This is a genomic window from Streptomyces sp. NPDC033131, from assembly GCF_055578365.1.
Genome location: NZ_JBVIPA010000005.1, coordinates 55,950 through 79,443 on the forward strand (window position 1 = coordinate 55,950; position 23,494 = coordinate 79,443).

Annotated in this window: 21 protein-coding genes and 2 pseudogenes; 10 read left to right on the forward strand and 13 right to left on the reverse strand. The window is 72.7% G+C overall.

What is annotated here, in order from left to right; all coding sequences use genetic code 11:
- Positions 1 to 18: 18 nt before the first annotated feature.
- Positions 19 to 885, forward strand: coding sequence for an acyl-CoA thioesterase (locus ACZ5XS_RS08985; RefSeq protein ID WP_468649240.1), 867 nt, complete (start codon positions 19 to 21; stop codon positions 883 to 885).
- Here the strand turns inward: ACZ5XS_RS08985 and ACZ5XS_RS08990 are convergent.
- A complete protein-coding gene (locus ACZ5XS_RS08990) occupies positions 872 to 1,867 on the reverse strand; it encodes a DUF6397 family protein (RefSeq protein ID WP_468649242.1) in 996 nt (331 codons plus the stop codon). The genes ACZ5XS_RS08985 and ACZ5XS_RS08990 overlap by 14 nt on opposite strands.
- 127 nt (positions 1,868 to 1,994) lie before the next feature.
- Positions 1,995 to 2,408 (reverse strand): roadblock/LC7 domain-containing protein, encoded by a 414-nt coding sequence (locus ACZ5XS_RS08995; protein ID WP_468649244.1) that lies wholly within the window; start codon positions 2,406 to 2,408, stop codon positions 1,995 to 1,997.
- 94 nt (positions 2,409 to 2,502) lie between these two features.
- On the opposite strand from ACZ5XS_RS08995, the gene ACZ5XS_RS09000 reads away from it, so the two are divergent.
- Positions 2,503 to 2,931, forward strand: coding sequence for a PPOX class F420-dependent oxidoreductase (locus ACZ5XS_RS09000; protein ID WP_468649246.1), 429 nt, complete (start codon positions 2,503 to 2,505; stop codon positions 2,929 to 2,931).
- A 15-nt stretch (positions 2,932 to 2,946) separates the two neighbouring features.
- Here ACZ5XS_RS09000 and ACZ5XS_RS09005 read toward each other — a convergent pair whose 3' ends face one another.
- The 5 genes from ACZ5XS_RS09005 to ACZ5XS_RS09025 form a co-directional block, all read right to left on the reverse strand.
- A complete protein-coding gene (locus ACZ5XS_RS09005; RefSeq protein WP_468649248.1) occupies positions 2,947 to 3,552 on the reverse strand; it encodes a GTP-binding protein in 606 nt (201 codons plus the stop codon).
- A 103-nt stretch (positions 3,553 to 3,655) separates the two neighbouring features.
- A complete protein-coding gene (locus ACZ5XS_RS09010) occupies positions 3,656 to 4,069 on the reverse strand; it encodes a DUF742 domain-containing protein (RefSeq protein WP_468649250.1) in 414 nt (137 codons plus the stop codon).
- Between the two features lie 22 nt (positions 4,070 to 4,091).
- Positions 4,092 to 4,529 carry a roadblock/LC7 domain-containing protein gene (locus ACZ5XS_RS09015; RefSeq protein ID WP_468649252.1) on the reverse strand — a complete coding sequence of 146 codons (438 nt, stop codon included), beginning with the start codon at positions 4,527 to 4,529 and terminating at the stop codon, positions 4,092 to 4,094.
- Positions 4,526 to 7,060 carry a sensor histidine kinase gene (locus tag ACZ5XS_RS09020; protein ID WP_468649254.1) on the reverse strand — a complete coding sequence of 845 codons (2,535 nt, stop codon included), beginning with the start codon at positions 7,058 to 7,060 and terminating at the stop codon, positions 4,526 to 4,528. The genes ACZ5XS_RS09015 and ACZ5XS_RS09020 overlap by 4 nt, the downstream gene beginning before the upstream one ends.
- A 60-nt stretch (positions 7,061 to 7,120) precedes the next feature.
- Positions 7,121 to 7,894 carry an MHYT domain-containing protein gene (locus tag ACZ5XS_RS09025; RefSeq protein WP_468649256.1) on the reverse strand — a complete coding sequence of 258 codons (774 nt, stop codon included), beginning with the start codon at positions 7,892 to 7,894 and terminating at the stop codon, positions 7,121 to 7,123.
- 152 nt (positions 7,895 to 8,046) lie between these two features.
- Here ACZ5XS_RS09025 and ACZ5XS_RS09030 point away from each other — a divergent pair, with 152 nt between their 5' ends.
- On the forward strand, positions 8,047 to 8,646 hold the full coding sequence (locus tag ACZ5XS_RS09030) for a class I SAM-dependent methyltransferase (protein ID WP_468649258.1): 600 nt from the start codon (positions 8,047 to 8,049) through the stop codon (positions 8,644 to 8,646).
- A 23-nt stretch (positions 8,647 to 8,669) separates the two neighbouring features.
- Here the strand turns inward: ACZ5XS_RS09030 and ACZ5XS_RS09035 are convergent.
- Both ACZ5XS_RS09035 and ACZ5XS_RS09040 read right to left on the reverse strand, forming a co-directional pair.
- A pseudogene (locus ACZ5XS_RS09035) lies at positions 8,670 to 9,423 on the reverse strand (alpha/beta fold hydrolase).
- Positions 9,424 to 9,452: 29 nt separating this feature from the next.
- Positions 9,453 to 10,358: an oxygenase MpaB family protein gene (locus tag ACZ5XS_RS09040; RefSeq protein ID WP_468649260.1), complete on the reverse strand. Its 906-nt coding sequence runs from the start codon at positions 10,356 to 10,358 to the stop codon at positions 9,453 to 9,455.
- Between the two features lie 99 nt (positions 10,359 to 10,457).
- On the opposite strand from ACZ5XS_RS09040, the gene ACZ5XS_RS09045 reads away from it, so the two are divergent.
- Together ACZ5XS_RS09045 and ACZ5XS_RS09050 are read left to right on the forward strand one after the other, a co-directional pair.
- Positions 10,458 to 10,754, forward strand: coding sequence for a hypothetical protein (locus ACZ5XS_RS09045; protein ID WP_217241953.1), 297 nt, complete (start codon positions 10,458 to 10,460; stop codon positions 10,752 to 10,754).
- Positions 10,755 to 10,887: 133 nt separating this feature from the next.
- The gene (locus ACZ5XS_RS09050) at positions 10,888 to 11,769 is read left to right on the forward strand and encodes a hypothetical protein (RefSeq protein WP_468649263.1); all 882 of its coding nucleotides are present in this window, start codon (positions 10,888 to 10,890) and stop codon (positions 11,767 to 11,769) included.
- A 154-nt stretch (positions 11,770 to 11,923) separates the two neighbouring features.
- On the opposite strand, the gene ACZ5XS_RS09055 is transcribed toward ACZ5XS_RS09050, so the two are convergent.
- Together ACZ5XS_RS09055 and ACZ5XS_RS09060 are read right to left on the reverse strand one after the other, a co-directional pair.
- Positions 11,924 to 12,106 (reverse strand): hypothetical protein, encoded by a 183-nt coding sequence (locus ACZ5XS_RS09055; RefSeq protein ID WP_217241955.1) that lies wholly within the window; start codon positions 12,104 to 12,106, stop codon positions 11,924 to 11,926.
- A 116-nt stretch (positions 12,107 to 12,222) separates the two neighbouring features.
- Positions 12,223 to 12,677, reverse strand: a pseudogene (locus tag ACZ5XS_RS09060) (acyl-CoA desaturase); the annotation flags it as partial.
- A gap of 128 nt (positions 12,678 to 12,805) precedes the next feature.
- Between ACZ5XS_RS09060 and ACZ5XS_RS09065 the strand changes: the two are divergent.
- Complete coding sequence (locus ACZ5XS_RS09065) at positions 12,806 to 15,661, forward strand: DEAD/DEAH box helicase (protein WP_468649666.1); 2,856 nt, start codon at positions 12,806 to 12,808, stop codon at positions 15,659 to 15,661.
- Positions 15,658 to 16,926 (forward strand): SWIM zinc finger family protein, encoded by a 1,269-nt coding sequence (locus tag ACZ5XS_RS09070; RefSeq protein ID WP_468649265.1) that lies wholly within the window; start codon positions 15,658 to 15,660, stop codon positions 16,924 to 16,926. Before ACZ5XS_RS09065 ends, ACZ5XS_RS09070 begins: the two co-directional genes overlap by 4 nt.
- Before the next feature lie 166 nt (positions 16,927 to 17,092).
- On the opposite strand, the gene ACZ5XS_RS09075 is transcribed toward ACZ5XS_RS09070, so the two are convergent.
- Positions 17,093 to 17,377 (reverse strand): hypothetical protein, encoded by a 285-nt coding sequence (locus tag ACZ5XS_RS09075; protein WP_468649267.1) that lies wholly within the window; start codon positions 17,375 to 17,377, stop codon positions 17,093 to 17,095.
- 473 nt (positions 17,378 to 17,850) lie between these two features.
- A complete protein-coding gene (xylA, locus tag ACZ5XS_RS09080; protein WP_468649269.1) occupies positions 17,851 to 19,017 on the reverse strand; it encodes a xylose isomerase in 1,167 nt (388 codons plus the stop codon).
- A 117-nt stretch (positions 19,018 to 19,134) separates the two neighbouring features.
- Between xylA and xylB the strand changes: the two genes are divergently transcribed.
- The 3 genes from xylB to ACZ5XS_RS09095 all read left to right on the forward strand — a co-directional run bounded on the left by xylB (position 19,135) and on the right by ACZ5XS_RS09095 (position 23,426).
- Positions 19,135 to 20,580: a xylulokinase gene (xylB, locus tag ACZ5XS_RS09085; protein ID WP_468649271.1), complete on the forward strand. Its 1,446-nt coding sequence runs from the start codon at positions 19,135 to 19,137 to the stop codon at positions 20,578 to 20,580.
- A gap of 96 nt (positions 20,581 to 20,676) precedes the next feature.
- Positions 20,677 to 21,885 (forward strand): ROK family protein, encoded by a 1,209-nt coding sequence (locus tag ACZ5XS_RS09090; protein WP_468649273.1) that lies wholly within the window; start codon positions 20,677 to 20,679, stop codon positions 21,883 to 21,885.
- 263 nt (positions 21,886 to 22,148) lie between these two features.
- Complete coding sequence (locus ACZ5XS_RS09095) at positions 22,149 to 23,426, forward strand: winged helix-turn-helix domain-containing protein (RefSeq protein WP_468649275.1); 1,278 nt, start codon at positions 22,149 to 22,151, stop codon at positions 23,424 to 23,426.
- The last annotated feature ends 68 nt before the right edge of the window (positions 23,427 to 23,494 follow it).

Here is a 23,494-nt window from a genome sequence, read left to right on the forward strand (position 1 = left end):
CACAGGAGAATCCCACCCATGACGAACCCGGCCGTGAAACTGGTCGACCTGCTCGACCTGGAGCAGATCGAGGTCAACATCTTCCGTGGGCTCAGCCCGGACGAATCCCTCCAGCGGGTCTTCGGCGGCCAGGTGGCCGGCCAGGCACTGGTCGCCGCCGGCCGCACCACGGAGGGCGACCGCCCGGTGCACTCGCTGCACGCGTACTTCCTGCGCCCGGGACGGCCGGGCGTGCCGATCGTGTACCAGGTCGAACGGGTGCGGGACGGGCGGTCGTTCACGACCCGCCGGGTCACCGCGGTGCAGCAGGGCCGCACGATCTTCAATCTCACCGCCTCCTTCCACAAGCCTGAGCAGGGGAGCTTCGAGCACCAGCTGCCGCCGTCCCGCAAGGTCCCGGATCCGGATTCCCTGCCGACGGTCACGGACGAGATCCGGGAGCATCTGGGCGCGCTGCCGGAGCAGTTGGAGCGCATGGCCCGCCGCCAGCCCTTCGACATCCGCTACGTGGACCGGTTGCGCTGGACCATCGAGGAGGTCAAGGACGCCGAGCCGCGCAGCGCGGTGTGGATGCGCGCGGTCGGACCGCTCGGCGACGACCCGCTCGTGCACACCTGCGCACTGACCTACGCCAGCGACATGACCCTCCTGGACGCCGTCCGCATCCCGGTCGAGCCCCTGTGGGGTCCGCGGGGGTTCGACATGGCGTCCCTGGACCACGCCATGTGGTTCCACCGGCCGTTTCGCGCGGACGAGTGGTTCCTGTACGACCAGGAGTCGCCGATCGCCACGGGCGGACGCGGTCTGGCCCGCGGCCGGATCTACGACGTTGAAGGGCGCCTGCTCGTGTCGGTCGTCCAGGAGGGGTTGTTCAGGGCCTTGTAGGCCCTTCGGGACCTACCGGCCGTTCACGCCTTGCAGGTCGTTCATGCCGTGCAGGTTGTTCACGCCGTGCGGGCCGGGGGGTGCCGCGGCGGAGCCAACCCAGCAGTTTCCGGGGCGGCTGCGGCTGCGGTTCCCCTGGCAGGGGTCGGCCGTGGTGCGCGGCCGCGGGAACCCGGTCCGTCGCGGGGACCTGTTTCGTCGCCGGACGCGGTGCCGGCCGGTGCTCGCGTGCTTCCTGCACGGCTCGGAGCAGGTCGGCCCGCAGCCAGCCGATCTCGTCCGGGGCGTCAGCCGTCATGATCCGCTGGGCGAGGTGCGCGGCGGGAGAGCCTGGTGTGCCGTGGACGGGCAACCCCGGCTTGAAGCGGTTCACGTGGGAGCGCTCGTAGGGATCGGTGACGAGTTCCGCGATCTGGAGGGGGTCGAGGAAGGCGGCGACCGCCCCGGCCTGCTCCCACGGGTCGCCGGCCTGCCGGAGCAGGAATCCCAGGTGGCGTCCGCGCCAGTTGCGAGCGCGCAGATCCAGGCCGGCGTCCAGTTGGCCGCGCATTCCCTCGGGCATGCGCGCCGTCAGCAGCCGGGTGTTCTTCTCGTCGGCCGCGAACTGCCGTAGCTCCTCGGCCAGATACCGCCAGACCACGGCTCGGTAGCGGTTCAGGTAGAAGGAAACCGGCACCACCAGGCCCAGGCGCGCCAGGCGCGTGAACCTCCCTGGAGACACCTCCATGACGGCCGCCCCCTCCGTGGTGCCCACAGCCCTCACACGTGCCCGCAGGAACTCCGGGAAGCCCTCGTGCGCACAGAGCCGGTCGATCTCGGAGCGCGGGACGCGGCGGCCCCCGCCGCCTTCGTCGGGCACCGTCTGGATGTGGCCGAGGTGGACGGCGAGATCGAACTCGCCTCGCTTGAGCCCCAGTTCCCGTGCCGCGCGACTCGGCGCGCAGACAAGGCCGTGCGAAGTGGTGATGGTGTCGACAGGCATGTCCGGTCTTCCCCGTGGAGTCGGTTGCTCACGCTGTGTGCGCTCGCCGTGACAAAAACCGTAGCCGGTCCGACGGACATCGCGGCAAGCCTGTGGATAACTCCACGAGGGGTGTCGACTTTGCAGGTCAGAGGTCGTTTTCCGGGTTTCGCTCGGGCTGTCGGACGTCCACACCGAGGTGTTCTCCGACCCGATTGACGAGCAGGGTCATCTCGTAGGCGATCTGGCCGATGTCCGCCTCCGCCCCGCTGAGCACACACAGACAGCTGCCGGTGCCCGCCGCGGTGACGAACAGCACCGCGTCGTCGAACTCGACCATCGTCTGCCGCACCCGGCCGGCCCCGAAGTGCCGTCCCGAGCCCTTGGCCAGGCTGTGCAGTCCGGACGAGACGGCGGCCAGGTGCTCCGCGTCCTCGCGGCGAAGACCCGTACTCGCCCCGGTCACCAAGCCGTCGTTGGACAGGACCAAGGCGTGCCGCACGTGTTCGACGCGTTCGGTCAAGTCGTCCAACAGCCAGCCAAGTCCCTGGTTCTGCCCCATGTTTCCCGTCTCCCCGTGTGACGTCTCCTCCTCGCCGGAGGATCTCTCCGCCAGCCTTCCCCACCACCGGCGCCGGGGCAAGGAGGATGGGGGCATGGCACAGAAGATGACCGACGTGGAATGGCGGGAGTTCGTCTCGTACGGCACCCGCACCGGAAAGCTGTCGACCGTGCGGGCCGACGGGAGCCCGCACCTGATGCCGATCTGGTTCCTGCTCGACGGGGACGAGGTCGTGTTCAACACCGGAAAGACCACCGTGAAGGGACGCAACCTGGCCCGGGACGGCCGGGTCGCCCTGTGCGTGGACGACGACCGGCCGCCCTTCGGCTTCGTGGTCATACAGGGCCGCGCCCGGCTCTCCGAGGACCTCGACGAGGTCAGGCACTGGGCGGGGCGCATCGGGGCGCGGTACATGGGCGAGGACCGGGCGGAGGAGTTCGGCACGCGCAACGGCGTACCGGGCGAACTCCTCGTCCGGGTCTCGATCGACAAGGTCCTGGCACAGAAGGCGGTCGCCGACTGAGAGCGACCGCCAGGGTCAGCTGACCGAGTCGAGCAGCCGGGCGGTGTGCATCCGCCCGGCGTACTCGACCAGCCGGATCAGCACCTCCTTTCCCGAGTCACGGTCACGGGCGTCGCAGAGCACCACAGGTGTGCCCTGGTCGAGATCGAGAGCGCGCGAGACGTCCTGGGCGCCGTAGGTCCGGGCGTCCGCGAAGCAGTTGACGGCCACCACGAACGGGATGTGCCGGTGCTCGAAGTAGTCGACCGCGGGGAAGCAGTCCTCCAGTCGGCGGGTGTCGGCGAGGACCACCGCGCCGAGGGCACCCTGCGACAGTTCGTCCCACAGGAACCAGAAGCGGTCCTGGCCCGGCGTGCCGAAGAGGTAGAGGGACAGGCCGGAGCGGATGGTGATGCGGCCGAAGTCCATGGCGACCGTCGTGGTGACCTTCTGGTCCACGCCGTCGGTGTCGTCCACCAACTGACCTGCCTCACTGAGCAGTTCCTCGGTGCGCAGCGGCCGGATCTCGCTGACCGCGCCCACCAGGGTGGTCTTGCCCACGCCGAACCCGCCGGCGACCAGTATCTTCAGCGCCAGCGCGGCCGTGTCGCCGTCCTGGGCGTCGGAGTCATCGGAGACCATCGATCACTTCTCTCGGGAGGGCCGGCAAACGGTTGACGTCGGAGGGTGTGTGCATGGGGACAACTGCGGCTTCTTTCCGGGGGCTCCGGTTCTCGACTTCCATCTACAGCGCTCGCAGTCCCTCGATCACCTCGCGCAGAATCCGCTCGTCGGGCAGCTGCGCGGGCGGCACCGGACGGCTGACGGTCACACAGCCGAGTTCGAGCAGGTCGCCGAGGAGCACCCGGACCACGCCCACGGGCAGGTCGGCGCCCGCCGCGAGTTCCGCGACCGACTGCGTCTCCGGACGGCACAGATCGATCAGGGCCCGGTGCTCCGGCCCCAGAGCGGTGTCGTCGTCGAAGCCGGGCGCCCCCGCGTCCAGCGTGACGAGGGCGATCAGGTCGAAGCGCACCCCGCTGGGGCCGGGTGTGGTGCGTCCGCCCGTCATCGCGTACGGCCGGACGAGTGGGCCGGCCTCGCCGTCGTACCACTGGCTGCCCTGCTCCCGCGGGCCGCCCGTCATGTCCTCGGTCATCTGCGTGGACCGCCTTCTCGCCTCATCCGGCGGCGGGGGGCCGCGCGCCGACGCGGGTGGGCGTGTACAGGTGCTCGCCGACGCGCTTGACCAGTCGTGCCATCTCATAGGCGACGAGCCCTATGTCGGCGGTCACGGTGGTGAGGACGGCGAGGCAGGAGCCGTCGCCCGCGGCGGCCACGAACAGGAAGCCGTCGTCCATCTCCACCATGGTCTGGCGCACGCCTCCGACACCGAAGTGCCGGCCCGTGCCCTTGGCCAGACTGTGGAAACCGGAGGCGACGGCGGCGAGGTGTTCGGCGTCCTCACGCCTCAGGTCGGTCGACGCGCCCACGGCGAGCCCGTCGTTGGACAGCACCACGGCGTGTCGTACCGCGCCCACGCGCACCACCAGGTCGTCCAGCAGCCAGTCCAGTTCGCCGGACCGCTGTGCGGCTCTCATGCTCGGGTCCTGGATCATTCGGGGTCTCCTTCGCTGCTGCTGTCACTGCCGGCCGGGGAATCCGGGGCGTCGCCGCGGCCGGGCTGCCTGCCGCCGCCGCGGGCCCAGCCTTCGCGGTACGCCGCCATGCGGTCCCGTACGAGTTCGGGGGTGCGTTGGTCGTCGCTCCGGGTGGCGGAGGCGTGGGCCGGCTCCTCGGAGCGCCGCTCGCGCAGTTGAGGGGCGAGGTTCGCCTGCCGTACCCGGCGCGGAAGATCGTCCGAGTCCTCGGCGGCGTCGTCCGGCGGACGGTGCAGACGCAAGGCGGTGACTCCGGGGGGTGGGGTGTCGGTCGTGGCCCGGGCCGCGGCCGGTGCCGGTGCCGGTGCGACCAGGGCGGGGCGGTCGGCCGGGGCCGGGACGGACTCGTGGTTCTGTGCGGTGGCGGCCACGCGCGCGAACTCGTGTTCCGCGGGTCGTTCCGCGTCCTCCTCGCGACGGGCGGGCCGTTGTGCCGCGCCGGCGTGGAGCAGGGCTGTGGGCAGCAGGACGACCGCCGTGGTGCCGCCGTAGGGCGAGGTGCGCAGGTGGACCTTGATGCCGTGCCGGGCGGCGAGCCTGCTGACCACGAAGAGGCCGAGCCGGTCGCTGTCGAACAGGTCGAGTGTCTCGGACTGCTCGATGCGTCGGTTGGCCTCGGCGAGGGTGTCCTTGCCCATGCCCAGTCCTCGGTCCTCGACCTCCACGGCGTAGCCGTTGCCGACGGGCTCGCCGGTGACGCGCACGCGTGTGTGGGGCGGCGAGAACTGGGCGGCGTTCTCGATGATCTCGGCCAGGAGGTGGGTGAGGTCGGCGACGGCCGCGCCGACCACGGACGCGTCGGGGAGTTGTCGTACTTCCACGCGCGCGTAGTCCTCCACTTCGGAGACGGCCGCGCGGACCACGTTCGTCAGGGAGACCGGCATGCGCCACGCGCGGCCGGGGGCCGCACCGGAGAGGATGATCAGGCTCTCGGCGTGGCGTCGCATGCGGGTGGTGAGGTGGTCGAGCCGGAACAGGTCGCTGAGCTCGTTCGGGTCGTCGGACCGGCGTTCCATGCTGTCGAGGAGGCTCAGCTGGCGGTGGACGAGGACCTGGCTGCGGCGGGCGAGGTTGACGAAGACTCCCGAGATGCCGCTGGCGAGCTCCGCGCGTTCCACCGCGGCCCGCAGCGCGGCGCGGTGCACGGTGCTCAGGGCCTCGGCGACCTGGCCGGTCTCGTCCTCCGCGGGCGGTCCGGGCGGGGCCTCGGCCTGCACGTCGATCTCCTCGCCCGCGCGCAGCTTCCCCATGGCTTCGGGAAGTTTGCGGCGGGCGATCTCCAGCGCGCTGTTGCGCAGGCTCACCAGCTCGATGACAAGTCCGCGGCCGATGCGTACGGAGATGACGAGGGAGGCGGCGACGGCGACGAGGCCGAGGAGTACCGCGGCGCCGGCGGGAGTGAGCAGACCCCGGGTGAACGGGTCGGCCCGGTCGGCGACATCGCGTCCCGCTTCCTCCTCGATGGTCCGCATGCCGTCCTGCACGCGCGCGTGCGCACCGCTCCAGGCGGCTTCCGGTGCCGCGTCGATCGCGCGGGCGCCCGCGCCGACGGCGAGGATCTTGTCCTCGGTGGCGCCCACGGTGGCGTAGGCGCCGCCGCCGGCGAGGTTGTGCCAGGCGGCGCGCTCGGAGCCCCGCAGGTCGGCGACCGCGGACTCGGTGAGGGCGCGGCGCGTGTCGACGGCTCCGGTGAACAACCGCAGCCGCTCGCCCGAGAGGCCCCCGGTCAGGCGCGCACTGGCGAGGACCACGTCCTCCTGGGCCAGTGCCTCTCCCGCGCGGGAGAACTCGAGCAGCACGCGCGCGTCGGAGCCGAGTTCGGCGTCCTGGATGCCGGTGAGGGCACCTCCCACGGCGAAGGCGCTCCCGATGGTCTTCGTGTACCGGCCGTAGGTCTCGTCCCAGTCCGCGCGGCGGTCGAGCACGGCCGTGCGCAGTGACCGCAGTTGTTCGGCGCCGGTGACGAACGCTTCGAGCCGCCGGGCCACTCCGGCGGGCAGTTCCTCGCTGTCGGCGATGGTGTTGGTGTCCCCGAGCCGCAGCGCGGCCACCGCGCGGTCCGTGCGTTCCGCGAGCTTCTTCAGGTCGCCGTTCCGCCCATCCGACGGTTCGGTCGCGTAGCGGACGGCGGCCGCCCGTTCGGTCTGGAGCGCGGCCACGGCCACGGCGACGGGGGCCCGGATTCCGGCGTCCACGCGCTGCAACTGCCGCAGGCGGGCGACGTCCTGGGCGGTGGTGACGGTGGCGTACGCCCACAGGGCGAGCAGGGAGACCACCGGCACCATGAGCAGGCAGACGATCTTCGCGCGGACGGTCCGCGGGCGCATCATCCGGCGCCCCGCGCGCGCGGGCGCGTCCTCCGGTATCACGCCCACGGATTCGTCCGGGGCTTCGTCGGCCGGCGGTCCGGCATGCGCGCGGCGGCCGCGCGCGGGGGTGTGCAGCGGCGTCTCGGCGCCGGCTGTGGGGGTCCTACGCGGTGTACGCATGGCCTCCTCGCTCGGGAGTGGTTCGGGAGGTGCCGTCCGGGCAGTGCGGGGTACGGGCCGCTAGTGGGCCGCCCCCTCGATCGGCCGCTGGGCGGAGGCGGTGGCCTGGCGCTCACCCGAGGTCGGCGACAGCGCGACGAAGGCCGAGGTCAGGAAGAGGTAGGACCCGAGGCCCACGGCGAGGGGGAAGATGAACTGCATCGCCGTGGCCCCGGGCAGGGCCGCCCCGGAGGGTTCGACGCGCACACTCACCGCGAACATCCCGGTGTAGTGCATGCTGCTCACGGCCGCCCCCATGATGAGCGAGGCGAGGGTGACGGCGACGGGCGACTTGATGTTGAGGGCCGCCCACAGGGCCGCTGTCGCCGCGACGACGGCGATCAGGACGGAGAGTCCGACGAGCACCTGATCGTAGGTGACGGCGCCGTGAAGCCGTACCGCGGCCATGCCCAGGTAGTGCATGCTCGCGACGCCGAGCCCGGTGGTGAGTCCGCCGAGGAAGAGCGCGCGAGTGCGGTCACGGCTGTAGCCGACGGCGAAGACGCCGGCACAGACGACGATCATGGCGACGAGGAGGCTCGCGATCGTCAGCGGCACGTCGTAGCGGATGTCGGTGCCGCCGGCGCTGAAGCCGAGCATGGCCACGAAGTGCATGGTCCAGATGCCCGTGCCGATCGCGGAGGCCGCGGTGACGAGCCAGTTGCGGCGCGAGCGCCCGGTGGCGCCGAGCGCGCGGACGGTGCAGCGCAGCCCGAGTGCGGCGCCTATGCAGGCCATCGCGTACGACAGCACGGGGGTCAGCCACCCCAGGGCGGCGTGGTCCAGGTGTCCCATGGCTCCGGGACGCTAGTCCGGGCAGGGGGGTACAAAGAGGGCGCATTTCGAAAAGTGCTGCAATCTGACGAAGAGCTGTACCTGAACGATCGCGTGGCGCTCGAACGTGTGCGCCCGGACGCCATCCGTGTCGGTGAGGGATCATGCGGAGCATGAGCGACCACCACACACACGTCCAGGAATTCTTCGCCGCGCGTGCCGCCGACTGGGACAGCCGGTTCCCCGACGACGGTCCGGTCTACGCCGCCGCGGTCGCGGACCTCGGACTGCGCGAGGGCGATCGCGTGCTCGACGCGGGCTGCGGCACGGGGCGGGCCCTGACGCCGCTGCGCGCGGCCGTGGGGGTTTCGGGAGTGGTCGTCGGGGCCGATCTGACCCCTGACATGCTGCAGGCCGCCGTACGGGCCGGACGGGACCGGGACGGGCGGTTGCTGCTCGCCGACGTGACCGCGCTGCCGCTGCGTTCGCGGTCACTGGACGCGGTGTTCGGAGCGGGCCTCATCTCACACCTGCCCGATCCGGCCCAGAACCTGCGGGAGTTGGCGCGCGTGGTGCGCCCCGGCGGCACGCTCGCCCTGTTCCACCCGATCGGCAGGGCGGCGCTCGCGGCACGCCAGGGCCGGCGGATCACCCCGGACGATCTGCGTGCGGAGCCCGTTCTCCGTCCGCTGCTGGCCGGATCCGGGTGGCGCCTGACCTCGTACGTGGACCGGGACGACCGGTTCCTGGCTCTGGCCGTCCGCGAGGACTGACGCCGTCCGCCCGGACTCACGCCTCAGCCCGGTCCGGCGATCACCGCCACGAAGACGTCGGGGTTGTCGAACATGACCTTGTGACCGGCGCCGGGCACGGTCACCACGCGCACACCCGCGGCCTCCAGGTCCTTCCTTCCGTCGAGGCCACCGCTGAACTCGCCCTGCGGGTAGTCCCGGGCGACCGACAGCGTTTCCAGGATCGTGCGCATGACGGGGTCCGAGCCGCGCGCAGCCCGACGGCGCTGCGATGCAGGGCGCGCGGGTCGGCCAGCCGCATGGTCGCCGCCCACAAGGGGCCGGCCTTCTCCAGCACGCGCGCGTATCCGCCGTCGACGAACGCGTCCTCCTCGTAGGCGGCGATATCGCTGCTGCCGGCCGCGGGCGGCGGAGAGGCGCCGAGGTTGGCCTCGGTGAGGACCAGCCGCGAGACGAGGTCCGGCCGCCGGCGGGCGAGCACGAGGGCGACCGTGCCGCCCATGCTGTGCCCGATGAGCTCCGTGCCTGCCACGTCGGCAGCGTCCAGTGCCGCCGCCAGGGCCTCCGCGTGGTTCTCCAGCGTGTGTCCGAAGTCGCCGGGCCGGTCGCTGACGCCGTGCCCGGGCAGGTCCACGAACAGGCTGGGTCGTACGCCGAGCTCGGGCCGCGCGGCGATTGCGCGTGGTACACGGTCGAGACCGCGCCGAGCCCGTGCACGTGCACGCGCGCGGGTTGCTGTCCCGGGGGCTCGGTCCACCGGATGCGTTTCCCCTGGCCGTCGAAATCGGCCTGCCTCATGCTGCCCCTCTGGCCCTCGACATCGCGGCTCACTCGCCGGAGATGATCGCTGACGGGCCGGTGTGACGTACCGGGCAGCCCCGCACCCCCGGAACCGGGAGGGTGCCCAGGTCCTCGAGGCGGTAGCCGTTCGGGTAGCCCTTGATCTCCCAGTTGTGGCGCGCGTGGTGTGGTGCGCGCCGCGGCGGCAGCAGCCGGACGGCTCGGCCGCGAAGCCGGACCGCGCGGCGGACGCCCGCGCGGGTGGCGGCGCCGGGAGGCGGGTAGCGGAAGGCCTTCAGGAGCGAGTCGTCGAGCAGGGCGAGCGTCGTGGTGCGCAGGAGCGGCACGAGAGGGCGCGGGTACCAGGAGGCCATGAGGTCGAGTGTGGCGTCGGAGACTCGTCGTGCCTGCGGGTCCCAGGCGAAGTGGGCCTTTTCGTAGGCGTCGAGGCACGCCTCGAACTCCTCGTAGGTCTCCGGTACGTCCTTGATGCCCATGTGCCGTCCCAGTGTGCGGTGGTGGACGGTGGAGGCGACGATCTCGTGACGCGACAGCCGACGCCAGCCATAGGCCTCGATCCAGCGCTTGGGCATCACGACGAACGTGCAGAGCACGTACCGCATGTCGTCGTTGCCGATGTCGTAGCTGCGGTGCATCTGGTTGATGCGACGGATCGCCGTCCGGCCCTGCTCGCTGACGAAACCGTGCTCGACCACGGCGTCGAGAAGCAGCGAGGTGTCGTCGTACCGCTTCTGCGTCCGGTCCGTGAGTTCCGCCGTCTCCGCGAGCAGTCGCCCTATGCTCGGCACGGCGTACGTGCGGTACAGGGCCAGTTCCAGGGCGCGGGTGAAGTCCCAGGGAAACTCGTACGCCACGGAGAGCCGGTAGATCTCGGTGGCGTCCCTCTCCGGGTCCATCGTCCGAATCTGCGCGAGCCGCTCGAAGCGCTTCACCGCGCCGTCCCCCTTCTGTCGCCGAAGCTCCAACTCTACGTTGGGTAGCGGAAGATGAACGGTCAGCCATGGCAACCACACAGGGGGAAGGTGGTCAGCATGTTCGACAGGATCCGCAAGTCCGGTGCCAGATTCGTCCATGCCCTGCGCGCCGAGACGGACACCGGCCGGGACACCCGCTCGCACAACCTGTTCGAAGCCGCCGCCGCGTATGTGTCGGCCTGCGCGGAGGACGACCAGGAGCGGATCGACGAGACCGCCGGCTGGGTGTCGCCGGAGGCGCTGTCCTTCGGGGTGAACGAGTTGGCATGCCGGGCCGTCATCGCGCTCGCCCGGGAGCGCGACGAGTCACCGCGGACGGTGGCGCGCGCACTTCTGGGGCTTCCGGTGGCCTGACGCGCGTGCCCTGGCGGTCGTTTCGCCCCGTCCGGCCGGAAAACTGCAGCTCCGGTGTGCCGGGGAGTCGTGACAAGCGCCTTCCGGGCGCACTAGGGTGCGCGCCGTTGGACGAACCGATGGGGAGGCTGGGATGGCCGGGACGGACGAGGACGCCGTCGCCGCCGCGGACGACGCGCTCTATGTGCTGACGGCGGTGCTGCTGACGCCGGCGAAGTTCCCGAGCGTGCTGGGCGACGACTATCCGGAGGCCTGCGCGACGCTCGGTCTCGCGCCGCTGGCGGACGGGTACGGCCTGGTGCTCGGCCAGGACGGCGAGGGCGCCCGGTGGACGGTCGTCGTCGACGACGTGTCGCTGGTCGCCGTCGCCATCGCGTCCTGGGACTGCGGCATGGAGCACGATCTGTCGCCCGACGAACGCACGGTCGTCGCCGCCCTGCCGGGCTGGCCGCTCGCGGTCGCCGTCGCGGCGCCGGGCGTGCCGGCGCCGCACGACCCCGACCCCGACGTCGCGCAGGGTCCGTCGCTGACGCCTCCGGACACCACCGTCTGGGGGTCGGCCCAGCGGCGACTGGGCGCCGACGAGATCGCCCTCCAGTGGGCGGTCTGGCGTGAGCAGATCGACGACGCGGCCTTCCAGAACCGCGGCGACGACCTCGGCGACGGGAACTCCGGCACCGCGGACGACGACGAGCCGTCCGAGAGCACCGGTGGCGCCCGGGAAGCCGGGAAGGACGGACACGCGGGGCACGGCGGCATCCGGCGTGTCCTCGCGGAGGCCCGCGCCTACGTGGACGCGCCTCCTCCCCTCGGTCGCGTCCGGTCTTCCTTCGCTCCCGGGGACGCGCGGACACTGCGTGCCGACGGTCCCGGCTGGTCACTCGTGGCCAGGACCGACGACATCGCGTTCGTCCTGCTCGACGACGAGCCCGGCGAGGTCCTGCCGGTGGGCCGGGGCCCAGAGCTACCGGGCCTCCTGGAGGCGCTCGACAAGATGGCCGTACGCCCGCTCTGAGCCCGGCCGGGCGACGTCGGGCTCGCGGCTGATCTCCTGAGCACCATGGGGCGTCCGTCCGCCCGCGGACCATGCCGGTCGGCAGGTCCGCGAGCGGCTCCACGGTGGAATCCGGCGCACTGGTCGGCTCGGCCCGAGCCGGCGTGCTGGTGCGTCAGCGGCCCAGCTCCTTTCGCGAGACGCGGCGCAGCCTGCGCCGCTGTGAGGGGTCCAGCGTGAGGTACGCGGCCGCAGGGACTCCCAGGACGATCAGGAGCGCGGCCCACCAGGGCAGCCAGATCAGCAGGATGAGCCCGACCGCCACACCTCCTGCGGCGATCTTCGCCTTCTTCGACATGTGCGTCGCCTCCTCCGCGGCCAGTGCCGCTCTCTGTCCAGAAAAACGGGTCCGCGCCTCTCGCGGTTCCGAACCGCGACCCTGAGACGCCCCTGAGACATCCCCGAGGCGCGCCCCTACTCCGTCCGCAGGAGGTCGCCCACCTGGTGCATGTGCTGCAGAGCCTGTCGGCAGGAGTCGACGAGCCCGGTCTCCGCGTAAGGGATATCCAACTCCCGGCAGCGTGCGCGCACCAGTGGCCGGACGAGCCGCAGCTGGGGGCGGGGCATGCCGGGGAAGAGGTGGTGCTCGATCTGACAGGTGAGGCCGCCGAGAAACCAGTCGGTCACCGCGCCGCCGCGAAGGTTGCGCGAGATGAGGACCTGCCGGCGCAGATGGCCCTACGGTTCGCAGCTCGGATCGGGCATGTGCATGCCCTTGTGGGTGGGCGCGAAGGACAGCCAGGCCTGGTTGCGGGTGAGCCTACGCTTGAAGCCGGTCCGGAGCGCCGCCTGCTCGCCGGTGAAGACGAGGACGTCGGCGGCGCGACGTCGGGGTCCTTGTCGATGTGGTGGGGGTCGGCGTGGTGGCGTGGTGGCGACACCCTTATCGAAAAGTGACACAGGTTACTTCCCCGTCATGCCAGGTGAGGCGCGGCTGTGCTGTATCCTCGGCGGCCGACCCGGTAGTCAAATTTGAGGAATCGGCATCTCTGTGCAGATGATTTCCCCGGCACCATCGACCCAGATCTCCGAACTGGCTCGCTGTTGCGCCCTGTTCGTGCCCGGCGATCCGGCTCGCACCGGCCGTGTCGCCTTCTGGCGGCCCGACGGCGATGTCCCTCCTGCCCTGGCGGCGGGGACCGTCGAAGAGCTCGCCGTCGCCCTGCCCGGCGACGACGGTGTCGAACTGGTGAGCGTGCCGGCCCTCCTGCTGCCGGTGCGCGTCGCGCTGCCGGCGCTCACGCGCGCGCGGGCCTGCGAACACGCACACCGCGCGTCCGCGTTCTGGGGCGCGGCTGCCGTGCTGGCCCTGCACCTCACGGCACGCGGCCTGCTGTTGCCCGGTCTCTCCCCGAGCGACCACGACGCCTGGCGCACGGGCCCTCTGAGGACGGCGGACGTGGAACACATCCGCCGGCTCGCCGCCGCGATGCCGCCCGAGGCGCACGCCGTGCCCATGGACGGCGTCCGGCCCCTGCGCCTGCCCGACCCGGAGCGGCTGTTGCGCGCCTTCCTGGACGCGGTCGCCGACACGCTGCCCCGCTCCCCCGCGGCCCCCCTGGCGACCGGCGGGCCCGCCTACGCGGCGCCGGAACCGCAGCACCTGCCCGAGCAGCGCCCGTGGGCCGCCGACGTCGCCGCGGGCCACGACGCGGGCGTACGGCTCTCGCTGCGGATCGAGGCACCCGGTCCGACCGAGGCCCGGGACGACACGGTGCTGCCGTTCCGGGCCGTGCTGCAGGTGCACAGCGTGAGCGACCCGACGCTCGTCGCGGACGCCGTCGAGGTGTGGACGGGTTCCGGCACGGCGGGTGAGGTGTTCGACGCGGGCGGGCGGATGGACGCCCTGCTCGCGCTCCGCCGCGCCGCACGGGCCTGGCCGCCGCTCGCGCCGCTGCTCTCGGCGTCCGTGCCCGACGCCCTTGAACTCGCCGACGAGGAGGTCACCGAACTCCTCGGGGAGGGGGCCCGCAGCCTCCTCGGCGCCGGAGTCGAGGTGCACTGGCCGAAAGGACTGGCCCGCAGGTTCACCGCCAGCGCGGTGGTCGGTCCGCCGGACGACGAGACGGGGCCCTTCAAGGCCTCGGCGGCCACCCCGTCGTTCCTGTCCGCCGACGCGCTGCTCGCCTTCGACTGGCGGTTCGCGCTGGGCGGCCGGCGGCTCACCCGGGAAGAACTCGACCGGCTCGCCGAGGCAGACCGGCCCCTCGTGCGCCTGCGCGACCAGTGGGTCCTGGTCGACCCCGAGGAGGTGCGCCGAGCCCGCGCCAGGCAGGACCGCAAGGTGACGCCCATCGACGCCCTGAGCGCCGCCCTGACGGGCTCCACCGAGGTGGACGGCCGCCGGGTCGACGTCCATCCCACGGGCTGGCTGGCGGCACTACGGGAGCGCCTCGCGGACCCCGAGGCTCAGGAGCCCGTCGCACAGCCCGCCGCGCTCGCCGCCACGCTGCGGGACTACCAGCTGCGGGGCCTGAGCTGGCTGGCCCGGACGACGTCGCTGGGGCTGGGCTGCTGTCTCGCCGACGACATGGGACTCGGCAAGACCATCACCCTGATCGCGTTGCATCTGCACCGGCAGACCGACGCCGAGTCCGCCGGTCCCACCCTCGTGGTGTGCCCGACGTCCCTGATGGGCAACTGGCAGCGCGAGATCGAGAGGTTCGCGCCCGGCACCCCCGTGCGCCGGTTCCACGGGGCCCGCCGCAGCCTGGACGACCTGGCCGACGGGGAGTTCGTCCTCACCACGTACGGCACGATGCGCCTGGACGCCCGCCGGCTCGGCGAGGTGCCGTGGGGCATGGTCGTGGCGGACGAGGCCCAGCACGTGAAGAACCCGTACTCGGCGACCGCCAGGCAGCTGCGCTCGATCGGCGCACGCGCACGCGTGGCGCTCACCGGCACGCCGGTGGAGAACAACCTGTCGGAGCTGTGGGCGATCCTCGACTGGACGACTCCGGGTCTGCTGGGCAGGCTCGGCAGCTTCCGCACGCGGTACGCGCAGCCCGTCGAGGGCCGTCAGGACCCGGCAGCCGCGGAACGGCTCGCCCGGCTCGTACGGCCCTTCCTGCTGCGTCGCCGAAAGTCCGATCCGGGGATCGCCCCGGAACTGCCGCCGAAGACCGAGACCGACCGTGCCGTGTCACTCACACCGGAACAGGCGGGCCTGTACGAGGCGGTGGTGCGCGAGACCCTCGCGGAGATCGCCGGCGCCGACGACATGGCCCGGCGCGGGCTGATCGTGAAGCTGCTGACGAGCCTGAAGCAGATCTGCAACCACCCGGCACAGTTTCTCAAGGAGGAGCGGCCGACGATCGCCGGACGCTCCGGGAAGCTGGAGCTGCTGGACGAACTCCTCGACACCATCCTCTCCGAGGGGGCGAGCGTCCTCGTCTTCACGCAGTACGTGCAGATGGCCCGGATCGTCGAGCGACACCTGGCGGCCCGCGGCACGCCCTCGCAGTTCCTGCACGGCGGGACGCCCGTTCCCCGGCGGGAGGCGATGGTGCGGCGCTTCCAGGACGGCGAAGTCCCCGTCTTCCTGTTGTCGTTGAAGGCCGCGGGCACGGGCCTGAACCTCACCCGGGCCGAGCACGTCGTGCACTACGACCGCTGGTGGAACCCCGCGGTCGAGGCGCAGGCCACCGACCGCGCGTACCGCATCGGCCAGACCCGGCCCGTGCAGGTGCACCGGCTGATCACCGAGGGGACCATCGAGGACCGTATCGCCGACATGCTCGACCGGAAACGGCAGTTGGCCGACGCCGTGCTCGGCGCGGGTGAGGCGGCACTCACGGAACTGACGGACAGGGAGCTGGCCGAGCTGGTCGAACTGCGAGGAGGCGCACGATGAACGCGTACGACGGTGACACGGAGCGCACGTTCGCCGCGCTGCCTCCCGCGCGCGGGAGGGGCTTCGCACAGACGTGGTGGGGCCTGGCCTGGCTGAAGGCCCTGGAGGACACGGCACTGGACTCGGCGCAGGTGAAGGCGGGGCGCAGACTCGCGCGCGCGGGAGCCGTCGGCGCGGTGTCGGTGCGCCCGGGACGCATCATCGCGGTCGTACAGGACAGCGACGGCACCGCACACCGGGCCGACGTGCTGCTGGCGGAGCTGTCGGACGAGCAGTGGGACCGCTTCCTCGACATGGCCGTCGAGCGTGCCGGGCACGTGGCGGCGCTGCTGGACCGCGACATGCCGCCGCACCTGGTCGAGGACGCGGCTGCGGCCGGCATCGAACTGCTGCCCGGCGTGGGCGATCTGGAGCCGGAGTGCGACTGCGACGCCTGGGACCACTGCGGACACACCGCGGCCCTGTGCCACCAGGTGGCGCGCCTGCTGGACGAGGATCCCTTCGTGCTGCTGCTGATGCGGGGCCGTTCCGAACGCGTCCTGCTGGACGCCCTCCAGAAGCGCAGCGCCGCGCCCGCCACGGTGGCCGCCGAACCGGCGGGCGTGGATGCCGCACAGGCGTACGCCGCCGGGGAGGACCTGCCGCCGCTGCCCGCTCTGCCCGGCCTGCCCGAGGAGCCAGGCGTGCCGTCGCCCCTGGACACCGAGACCCCGCCCGCGCCCGGGATCGATCCGGCGGCCCTGGAGTTCCTGGCCGCCCGGACGGCAGTGGAGGCCCACCGCCTGCTCGGCGAGGCTCTACGGACCGGTCCCGGATCGCCGGTCGCCGAAGGGGAGCTGACGGCGGCTCAAGATGCCGTCCGCCTCGCCGCGGGCGCCCCCGCGAAGGCCGTTCTGGACCGGCTGGCCGACGGGTCGGGACGCGGCCGGGAGCAGCTGGCCCTGGCCGTGCGGGCCTGGCGGCACGGGGGCCCTGCCGCGCTGGCGGTGTGCGAGGAGGAGTGGACCGTGGAAGGCGAAACGCTCGCACGCGTGCGTGCCGTCCTGGACTCGGCCTGGGACGAGGACGAACGGCCGACGCTGCGGGCGCAGGCCAACCGGTGGACGGTCGTCGACGCGCCGGGCCAGGTGCGTCTGGGGCGCGACGGCCGTTGGTGGCCGTATCGGAAGGAGGGCGGTCGCTGGGTGCCCGTCGGCGGGCCCGCCCAGGATCCCGCGACCGCGCTGGCTTCTGCGGAGGCCGGCCCCGAGGAGGAAGCCTCCTGAACGAGATGGAGGGCGTCGCGCGCGTGAGCCATGAGCCGCTCGCCCTCCGGTCGGATGCCGTCCGTGCGGCCACCACACGGCGCCCGACGTCGGTCTGCGCGGACGCCGGTCTGCGGCAGGCATCCATCTGCGGTGCCGTCGGTCTGCGGCTGACGGCGGATTCCGGCTAGGGAAGGACGTCGCCGAGTGACGGGATCAGCGATTCGAAGTCGCTCGGCAAGTCGCTGGGGAAGTCGCTCGGCAGCTCGGTGGGGAACTGCGACGGCAGATCGGTCGGCAGACTGCTGGGCAGCTCGGTCGGGAGACTGAACGACGGCGAGGCGGCGCGGCTCGTGCCCGCGCTGCTCTCGGGGGGTGCCTTCTCGTCCGGCGAGTCACTGTTGCCTGACGCCATGAGGACCACCGCGGCAACGGCCACCGCGGCCGCGATCACGGCCAGGATGACGAACAACGGGTTTCGGCGTCTTGCCGGGCCGCCGGACGGCCCGCCCGGTGCACCGGTGGGAGACATCGGCTGGGTCGACGAGAAACCACCGTGTGAGGAGCCCTCGTACGAAGCCGAACCCCCGTACGGGGTCGGTCCACTGTGGCCGAAGCCTTCGGGAGGCGGTCCGAAACCGTCGCCCGGAGGCGGCGTGTCACCCGGTGGCCCGGGCGGCTGAGGCGGTACGGGCGGCATGGCCATAGCGTCCAGAGTCGCCTCGAAGCGGTCATGGCGCGAGCCCCGCGCGGAAGTTGATGCGGCCTCATGCCCTGGACCGCATGATTCCGGAACATTCCGCGCGGGATCGCTCAAAAGCCGAGGCCATCCAAAAGCCGAGGTCACTCAGAAAACCCGAGGTCACAGAGACCCTGACGTCACTGAGACCCCGAGGTCACCCAGCTGCCGAGCACCCTCGGAAGCCGCGGCACGCGCGCGTGCGGTCAGCCGCGCGCCCCCAGCAGGTGGTCCATCGCCAGCTGGTCGAGCCGCTCGAAGCCCATGCCGCGCGCGGCGGCCGACTCCACGTCGAAGTCCTCGAAGGCGCCGCGGTCGGCGAGAAGGGACTTCAGGCCGTCGGCCGCGGTGGGCTGGGCCAGCTCGTCCAGACGCGAGGAGCGCAGGGCCTCCTGGACCTCCGGGTCGGCCCGGAAGGCGGCCGCGCGGTCCTTGAGGATGAGGTAGTTGCGCATGCAGCCCGCGGCCGACGCCCACACGCCGTCGAGGTCCTCGGTCCGCGGCGGCTTGAAGTCGAAGTGCAGGGGGCCGTCGTAACCGGCGCTCTCCAGGAGGTCGACCAGCCAGAAGGCGGCACGCAGGTCGCCGCCGCCGAAGCGCAGGTCCTGGTCGTACTTGATGCCGGACTGGCCGTTGAGGTCGATGTGGAAGAGCTTGCCCGCCCACAGCGCCTGCGCGATGCCATGCGGGAAGTTCAGGCCGGCCATCTGCTCGTGGCCCACCTCCGGGTTGACGCCGTACAGCTCGGGACGCTCAAGGCGCTCGATGAACGCCAGCGCGTGGCCGACCGTGGGCAGCAGGATGTCGCCGCGCGGCTCGTTCGGCTTGGGCTCGATGGCGAAGCGCAGGTCGTAGCCCTGCTCGGTGACGTACTCACCGAGGAGGTCGAAGCCCTCCTTCATGCGGTCCAGCGCGACGCGTACGTCCTTGGCGGCGCCGGACTCGGCACCCTCGCGCCCGCCCCAGGCGACGTAGGTCTTGGCGCCCAGCTCGGCCGCCAGGTCGATGTTCCGGATCGTCTTGCGCAGGGCGTAGCGGCGTACGTCGCGGTCGTTCGCGGTGAACGCGCCGTCCTTGAAGACGGGGTGCGTGAACAGGTTGGTGGTGGCCATCGGCACCTTCATGCCGGTCGCGTCGAGGGCCTCCCGGAAGCGCTTGATGTGCGCCTCGCGCTCGGTGTCCGAGGACCCGAAGGGGATCAGGTCGTCGTCGTGGAAGGTCACGCCGTGGGCGCCGAGCTCGGCCAGGCGCTGCACCGTCTCGACCGGGTCGAGGGCACGCCGCGTGGCGTCGCCGAACGGGTCCCTTCCCTGCCAGCCGACGGTCCACAGGCCGAAGGTGAACCTGTCCTCAGGGGTGGGCTGGTAGTTCATGCCGCGGCTCCTTGCGTGCTGAGACTATTTCGTCATGGCCGTTTACAAATTAGTATGCGAACGCATCTCTGGGAAGACAGACCCCGCAGAGCCGCGGAAAAATTTAGGGAGAGCGCGATGTCAGCAGCCGAGGGTCCGCTCGTCGTCGGCGTGGACACGTCCACGCAGTCCACGAAGGCGCTGGTCGTCGACGTGGCGACCGGACAGGTCGTCGCGAGTGGCCAGGCCCCGCACACGGTGACCGCCGGGGCCGGCCGCGAGAGCGACCCGCGTCAGTGGTGGGACGCCCTGTGCGAGGCCCTGCGTCAGTGCGGGGACGCGGCGCGCGAGGCGGCCGCGGTGTCCATCGGCGGGCAGCAGCACGGGCTCGTCACGCTCGACGCGCGGGGCGAGCCGGTCCGCCCGGCCCTGCTGTGGAACGACGTGCGCTCGGCGCCGCAGGCCCGGCGGCTGACCGAGGAGCTGGGCGGCGCGAAGTTCTGGGCCGAGCGCACCGGCTCCGTGCCGGCCGCGTCCTTCACGGTGACGAAGTGGGCGTGGCTGGCCGAACACGAGCCGGAGGCGGTCCGGGCGGCCAAGGCCGTACGCCTCCCCCACGACTACCTCACCGAGCGCCTCACGGGGCAGGGCACCACCGACCGCGGCGACGTCTCCGGGACCGGCTGGTGGGCGTCGGGCACGGAGTCGTACGACCAGGAGATCCTCGCCCACGTGGGGCTCGACCCCGCCCTGCTGCCCCGGGTGGTCCGGCCCGGCGAAGTGGCCGGTACCGTGCGCGGCGGCCACGACCTGCCGTTCTCCAGGGGCACCCTGGTGGCCCCGGGCACCGGCGACAACGCGGCCGCCGCGCTGGGCCTGGGCCTTCGGCCCGGTACGCCGGTGATGAGCCTCGGCACTTCGGGCACGGTGTACGCCGTGTCGAAGCGCCGCCCCGCGGACCCGACCGGCACCGTGGCGGGCTTCGCCGACGCCCACGGCGACTGGCTGCCGCTGGCCTGCACCCTGAACTGCACCCTCGCCGTGGACCGGGTCGCGGCCCTGCTGGGGCTGGACCGCGAGGCCGTCGAACCCAGCACCGGCGTCACCCTCCTCCCCTACCTGGACGGCGAGCGCACCCCCGCACTGCCGAACGCCTCGGGACTGCTGCACGGGCTGCGCCACGACACGACCGGCGGACAGCTGCTGCAGGCCGCGTACGACGGAGCCGTGCACTCGCTGCTCGGCGCTCTCGACCTGGTCCTCGACGGGGACGCGGACCGCTCGACCCCGCTGCTGCTGATCGGCGGCGGCGCCCGGGGCACGGCCTGGCAGAACACCGTACGGCGGCTGTCCGGGCGCCCGGTGCAGGTGCCCGAGGCCAAGGAGCTGGTGGCGCTCGGCGCGGCGGCTCAGGCGGCCGGCCTGCTGACCGGCGAGGACCCGGCCGCGGTCGCCCGGCGCTGGAACACGGCCGCCGGGCCGGTGCTGGAGGCCGTCGAACGGGACGAGGCGACGCTGGCCAGGATCGCCGGGGTACTCTCCGACGCGGCGCCGCTGCTGGAGCGGGGGACGGGAGACCACTGAGGGCGCTCTTGTGACTGGCGGGCGCCCTTCTCGTGGCCATCGGCCGCCCCACCTGCGGGTGACCGTCGAAGACACCGACCAAGGACGGACGGAGGCATGACCGCACCGCTGCACGAGGGCCACCCGGCCGGTCCCGGCCGTGCCCTGCCCGACACCCAGCAGGGCATGCGCCGCCGCAACCTCGCCCGGGTGATGCACACCGTCAGCGCCGAGGGGCCGCTGTCCCGTGCCGCCGTCGCCTCCCGCATCGGTCTGACCCGTGCCGCGGTGTCGACCCTCGTCGACGAGCTCATACGCTCCGGACTGCTGGAGGAGCTGGGCCCCGAGCGGCCCGGCCGGGTGGGCCGGCCGGGATCGGCACTCGCCGTCAGCGGACACGGTCCCGCCGGGATCGGCGCCGAGATCGGCGTCGACCACCTCGCGGCCTGCGCGGTCGACCTGCGCGGTCAGGTGCGGTCCAGGGCCGTGCGGTACGGCGCGAACCGCGGCCGTGCCCCCGGTCCCGTGATCGAGGAGCTCACCGGACTGGTCCGTGCCGTGATCGACGAGGCGGAGCGCGAGGGCCTGTGGCCCGCGGGGCTCGCCGTGGCCGTGCCCGGGCTGGTGGCGCGCGACGCCCGTACCGTCGTACGGGCCCCGAACCTCGACTGGCACGACACGGACCTCGGCGCCCTGCTGCCGTCGGCCTTCCCGCTGGCCGTCGGCAACGAGGCCAACTTCGGTGCGTTGGCCGAACTCTGGCTCGGTGACGGCACCCCGCGCGACTTCCTGCACGTGTCGGCGGAGATCGGCATCGGCGCGGCGGTCGTGGTGGACGGACGGCTGTTGCACGGAACGCGCGGATTCGCGGGCGAACTGGGGCATGTGCCAGTGCGGCCGGACGGGCCGAGCTGTCCGTGCGGCGGGCGGGGCTGTCTGGAGCAGTACGCCGGCGAGGAGGCGGTGCTGCGGGCGGCCGGTCTGGAGCCGGGCGAGGACCGCGTCGGCCTGCTCGCGGGGCGCGCAGCGGACGGTGACGAGAACGTACGGCGGGCGCTGCGCGACGCGGGAGAGGCGCTCGGTATCGCGCTGACCGGGGCGGTCAACCTGCTGGACCCGGTGGGCGTCGTGCTCGGCGGTGCGCTGGCCGGGCTCGCGCCGTGGCTGCTGCCGTCCCTGCGGGAGGAGCTGGCCCGGCGCACGGCGGGGCCGGCGTGTCCGGTGTCCGTGTCCCGGCTGGGTTCCGAGGGACCGTTGCTGGGGGCCGCGCACTCGGTGGTGCGGGGCGTCCTCGACGACCCGGCAGGCGTCGCCGAACGGGCCTGATTCCCGGCCGGCTCCCCCCATGCGGGTGAGGAGGTTTTCCACAGTCTCGCCCTTGTCCACCGAAGTACGGCGTGCGCTGCTGCCCAACCGGCAGGCGTCATACGGTGATTCACGAGAAGTGCGGCCGTCGTGTCACGTCGACGGCGGGCGTCTGCCCCGGAGCGGCGGGGCCGCCTTTCGGATGAGCGCGGTCGAAACGGTTGTCCGGGCGCGCACCCGGCGTGACGATGTCCCCGAGCGCATCGCCCTTCAGGGAGGCCGATTTGAGCGATCCCTGGGTGGCCCTCGAGCCGGGGGCCGACCCCGCCGAGCGCATGCGGATGCTGCGGCGCGCGCATGAGACGTTCACCGAGGCGGGCACGGTGCCGCGGCCGGTGCGATCGGTGGTGGCCGACTCGTGGCGGCGTTCCGCGCGGGCCGGCGTCGGGCCGGACGGCACCGCGAGCGTGGAACTCATGGACGGAAATCTCGGCGCCTACCGGGCCGAGCATCCGCTGGCGCGGGTGATGCCGCTGTTCCGTGAGTTGCTGGGCACGTTCGCCTCCGACGGCGAGCACCTCCTCGCGGTGTGCGACGCGCACGGCAGGCTGCTGTGGGTGGAGGGCCATCCGGCCACTCGCGCACAGGCGGAAGGGATGAACTTCGTGCCGGGTGCCCGGTGGGCCGAGACGGCGGTCGGCACGAACGCGCCGGGTACGGCGGTCGCCGTCGACCGGCCGGTGCAGGTGTTCGCGGCAGAGCACTTCATCCGCCGGGTGCAGCCCTGGACGTGCGCGGCGGCGCCGGTGCACGATCCCCGTTCCGGGCGGGTGCTCGGTGCGGTGGACATCACCGGCGGGGACGGGCTCGCACATCCGCACAGCCTGGGTTTCGTGCAGGCCGTCGCGCGGGCCGCCGAGTCCCACCTGGCGCTGTTCGCCCTCGAGGGGCCCGCCGCCGACATGGCCGAGCTGACCGCGCTGGGCCGCGACGAGGCACTGTTGCACACCACCGGCCGCACGATCAGGCTCAGCCGTCGGCACAGCGAGATCGTGGTGCTGCTGGCCCGCCATCCGGAGGGACTGACCGGCGACGAGCTGCTGTGCGCGCTGTACGAGGACGAGTCGGTGACGCCGGTGACGCTGCGCGCCGAGTTGGCGCGGCTGCGCCGGGTGCTCGGCCCCGGCCTGCTCGCGTCACGGCCGTACCGGCTCACCGTGCCGGTCGAGTCCGATGTCGCGGTGGTGGAGCGGCGGTTGGAGACCGGTGCCGTCACGGCGGCGGCGACCGCGTACCCGGGCCCGCTGCTGCCGGGCTCCCAGGCCCCGTCGGTGGTCAGGCTCAGGCGCCGTCTCGCCGACGGTCTGCGTACGGCGCTGGTCGCCCGCCGCGATCCCGACCTGTTGGCGGACTGGGCGCACGCCCCCTGGGGCGAGGACGACCTCGACATATGGCAGGCACTCGCCGCGGTCCGGCCGACGGCGACGATCCGGGCCCGCCTCGCCGGGCTCGAGTCGGAACTGGCGGCGCCGACGGCATGGTCGCGCTCGTCGGGGCGCTGACCGAGGCCGCGTCGGCTGCCGGGGCCACGGCCGACCGCGCCACCCGTACCCGACCCCTGGTGCACGCA

Bases quoted from the DNA above. Each gene is read 5' to 3' on its own strand.
- ACZ5XS_RS08985 (WP_468649240.1), top strand. From the start codon at position 19: ATGACGAACCCGGCCGTGAAACTGGTCGACCTGCTCGACCTGGAGCAG.
- ACZ5XS_RS08990 (WP_468649242.1), bottom strand. From the start codon at position 1,867: ATGCCTGTCGACACCATCACCACTTCGCACGGCCTTGTCTGCGCGCCG.
- ACZ5XS_RS08995 (WP_468649244.1), bottom strand. From the start codon at position 2,408: ATGGGGCAGAACCAGGGACTTGGCTGGCTGTTGGACGACTTGACCGAA.
- ACZ5XS_RS09000 (WP_468649246.1), top strand. From the start codon at position 2,503: ATGGCACAGAAGATGACCGACGTGGAATGGCGGGAGTTCGTCTCGTAC.
- ACZ5XS_RS09005 (WP_468649248.1), bottom strand. From the start codon at position 3,552: ATGGTCTCCGATGACTCCGACGCCCAGGACGGCGACACGGCCGCGCTG.
- ACZ5XS_RS09010 (WP_468649250.1), bottom strand. From the start codon at position 4,069: ATGACCGAGGACATGACGGGCGGCCCGCGGGAGCAGGGCAGCCAGTGG.
- ACZ5XS_RS09015 (WP_468649252.1), bottom strand. From the start codon at position 4,529: ATGATCCAGGACCCGAGCATGAGAGCCGCACAGCGGTCCGGCGAACTG.
- ACZ5XS_RS09020 (WP_468649254.1), bottom strand. From the start codon at position 7,060: ATGCGTACACCGCGTAGGACCCCCACAGCCGGCGCCGAGACGCCGCTG.
- ACZ5XS_RS09025 (WP_468649256.1), bottom strand. From the start codon at position 7,894: ATGGGACACCTGGACCACGCCGCCCTGGGGTGGCTGACCCCCGTGCTG.
- ACZ5XS_RS09030 (WP_468649258.1), top strand. From the start codon at position 8,047: ATGAGCGACCACCACACACACGTCCAGGAATTCTTCGCCGCGCGTGCC.
- ACZ5XS_RS09045 (WP_217241953.1), top strand. From the start codon at position 10,458: ATGTTCGACAGGATCCGCAAGTCCGGTGCCAGATTCGTCCATGCCCTG.
- ACZ5XS_RS09050 (WP_468649263.1), top strand. From the start codon at position 10,888: ATGGCCGGGACGGACGAGGACGCCGTCGCCGCCGCGGACGACGCGCTC.
- ACZ5XS_RS09055 (WP_217241955.1), bottom strand. From the start codon at position 12,106: ATGTCGAAGAAGGCGAAGATCGCCGCAGGAGGTGTGGCGGTCGGGCTC.
- ACZ5XS_RS09065 (WP_468649666.1), top strand. From the start codon at position 12,806: ATGATTTCCCCGGCACCATCGACCCAGATCTCCGAACTGGCTCGCTGT.
- ACZ5XS_RS09070 (WP_468649265.1), top strand. From the start codon at position 15,658: ATGAACGCGTACGACGGTGACACGGAGCGCACGTTCGCCGCGCTGCCT.
- xylA (WP_468649269.1), bottom strand. From the start codon at position 19,017: ATGAACTACCAGCCCACCCCTGAGGACAGGTTCACCTTCGGCCTGTGG.
- xylB (WP_468649271.1), top strand. From the start codon at position 19,135: ATGTCAGCAGCCGAGGGTCCGCTCGTCGTCGGCGTGGACACGTCCACG.
- ACZ5XS_RS09090 (WP_468649273.1), top strand. From the start codon at position 20,677: ATGACCGCACCGCTGCACGAGGGCCACCCGGCCGGTCCCGGCCGTGCC.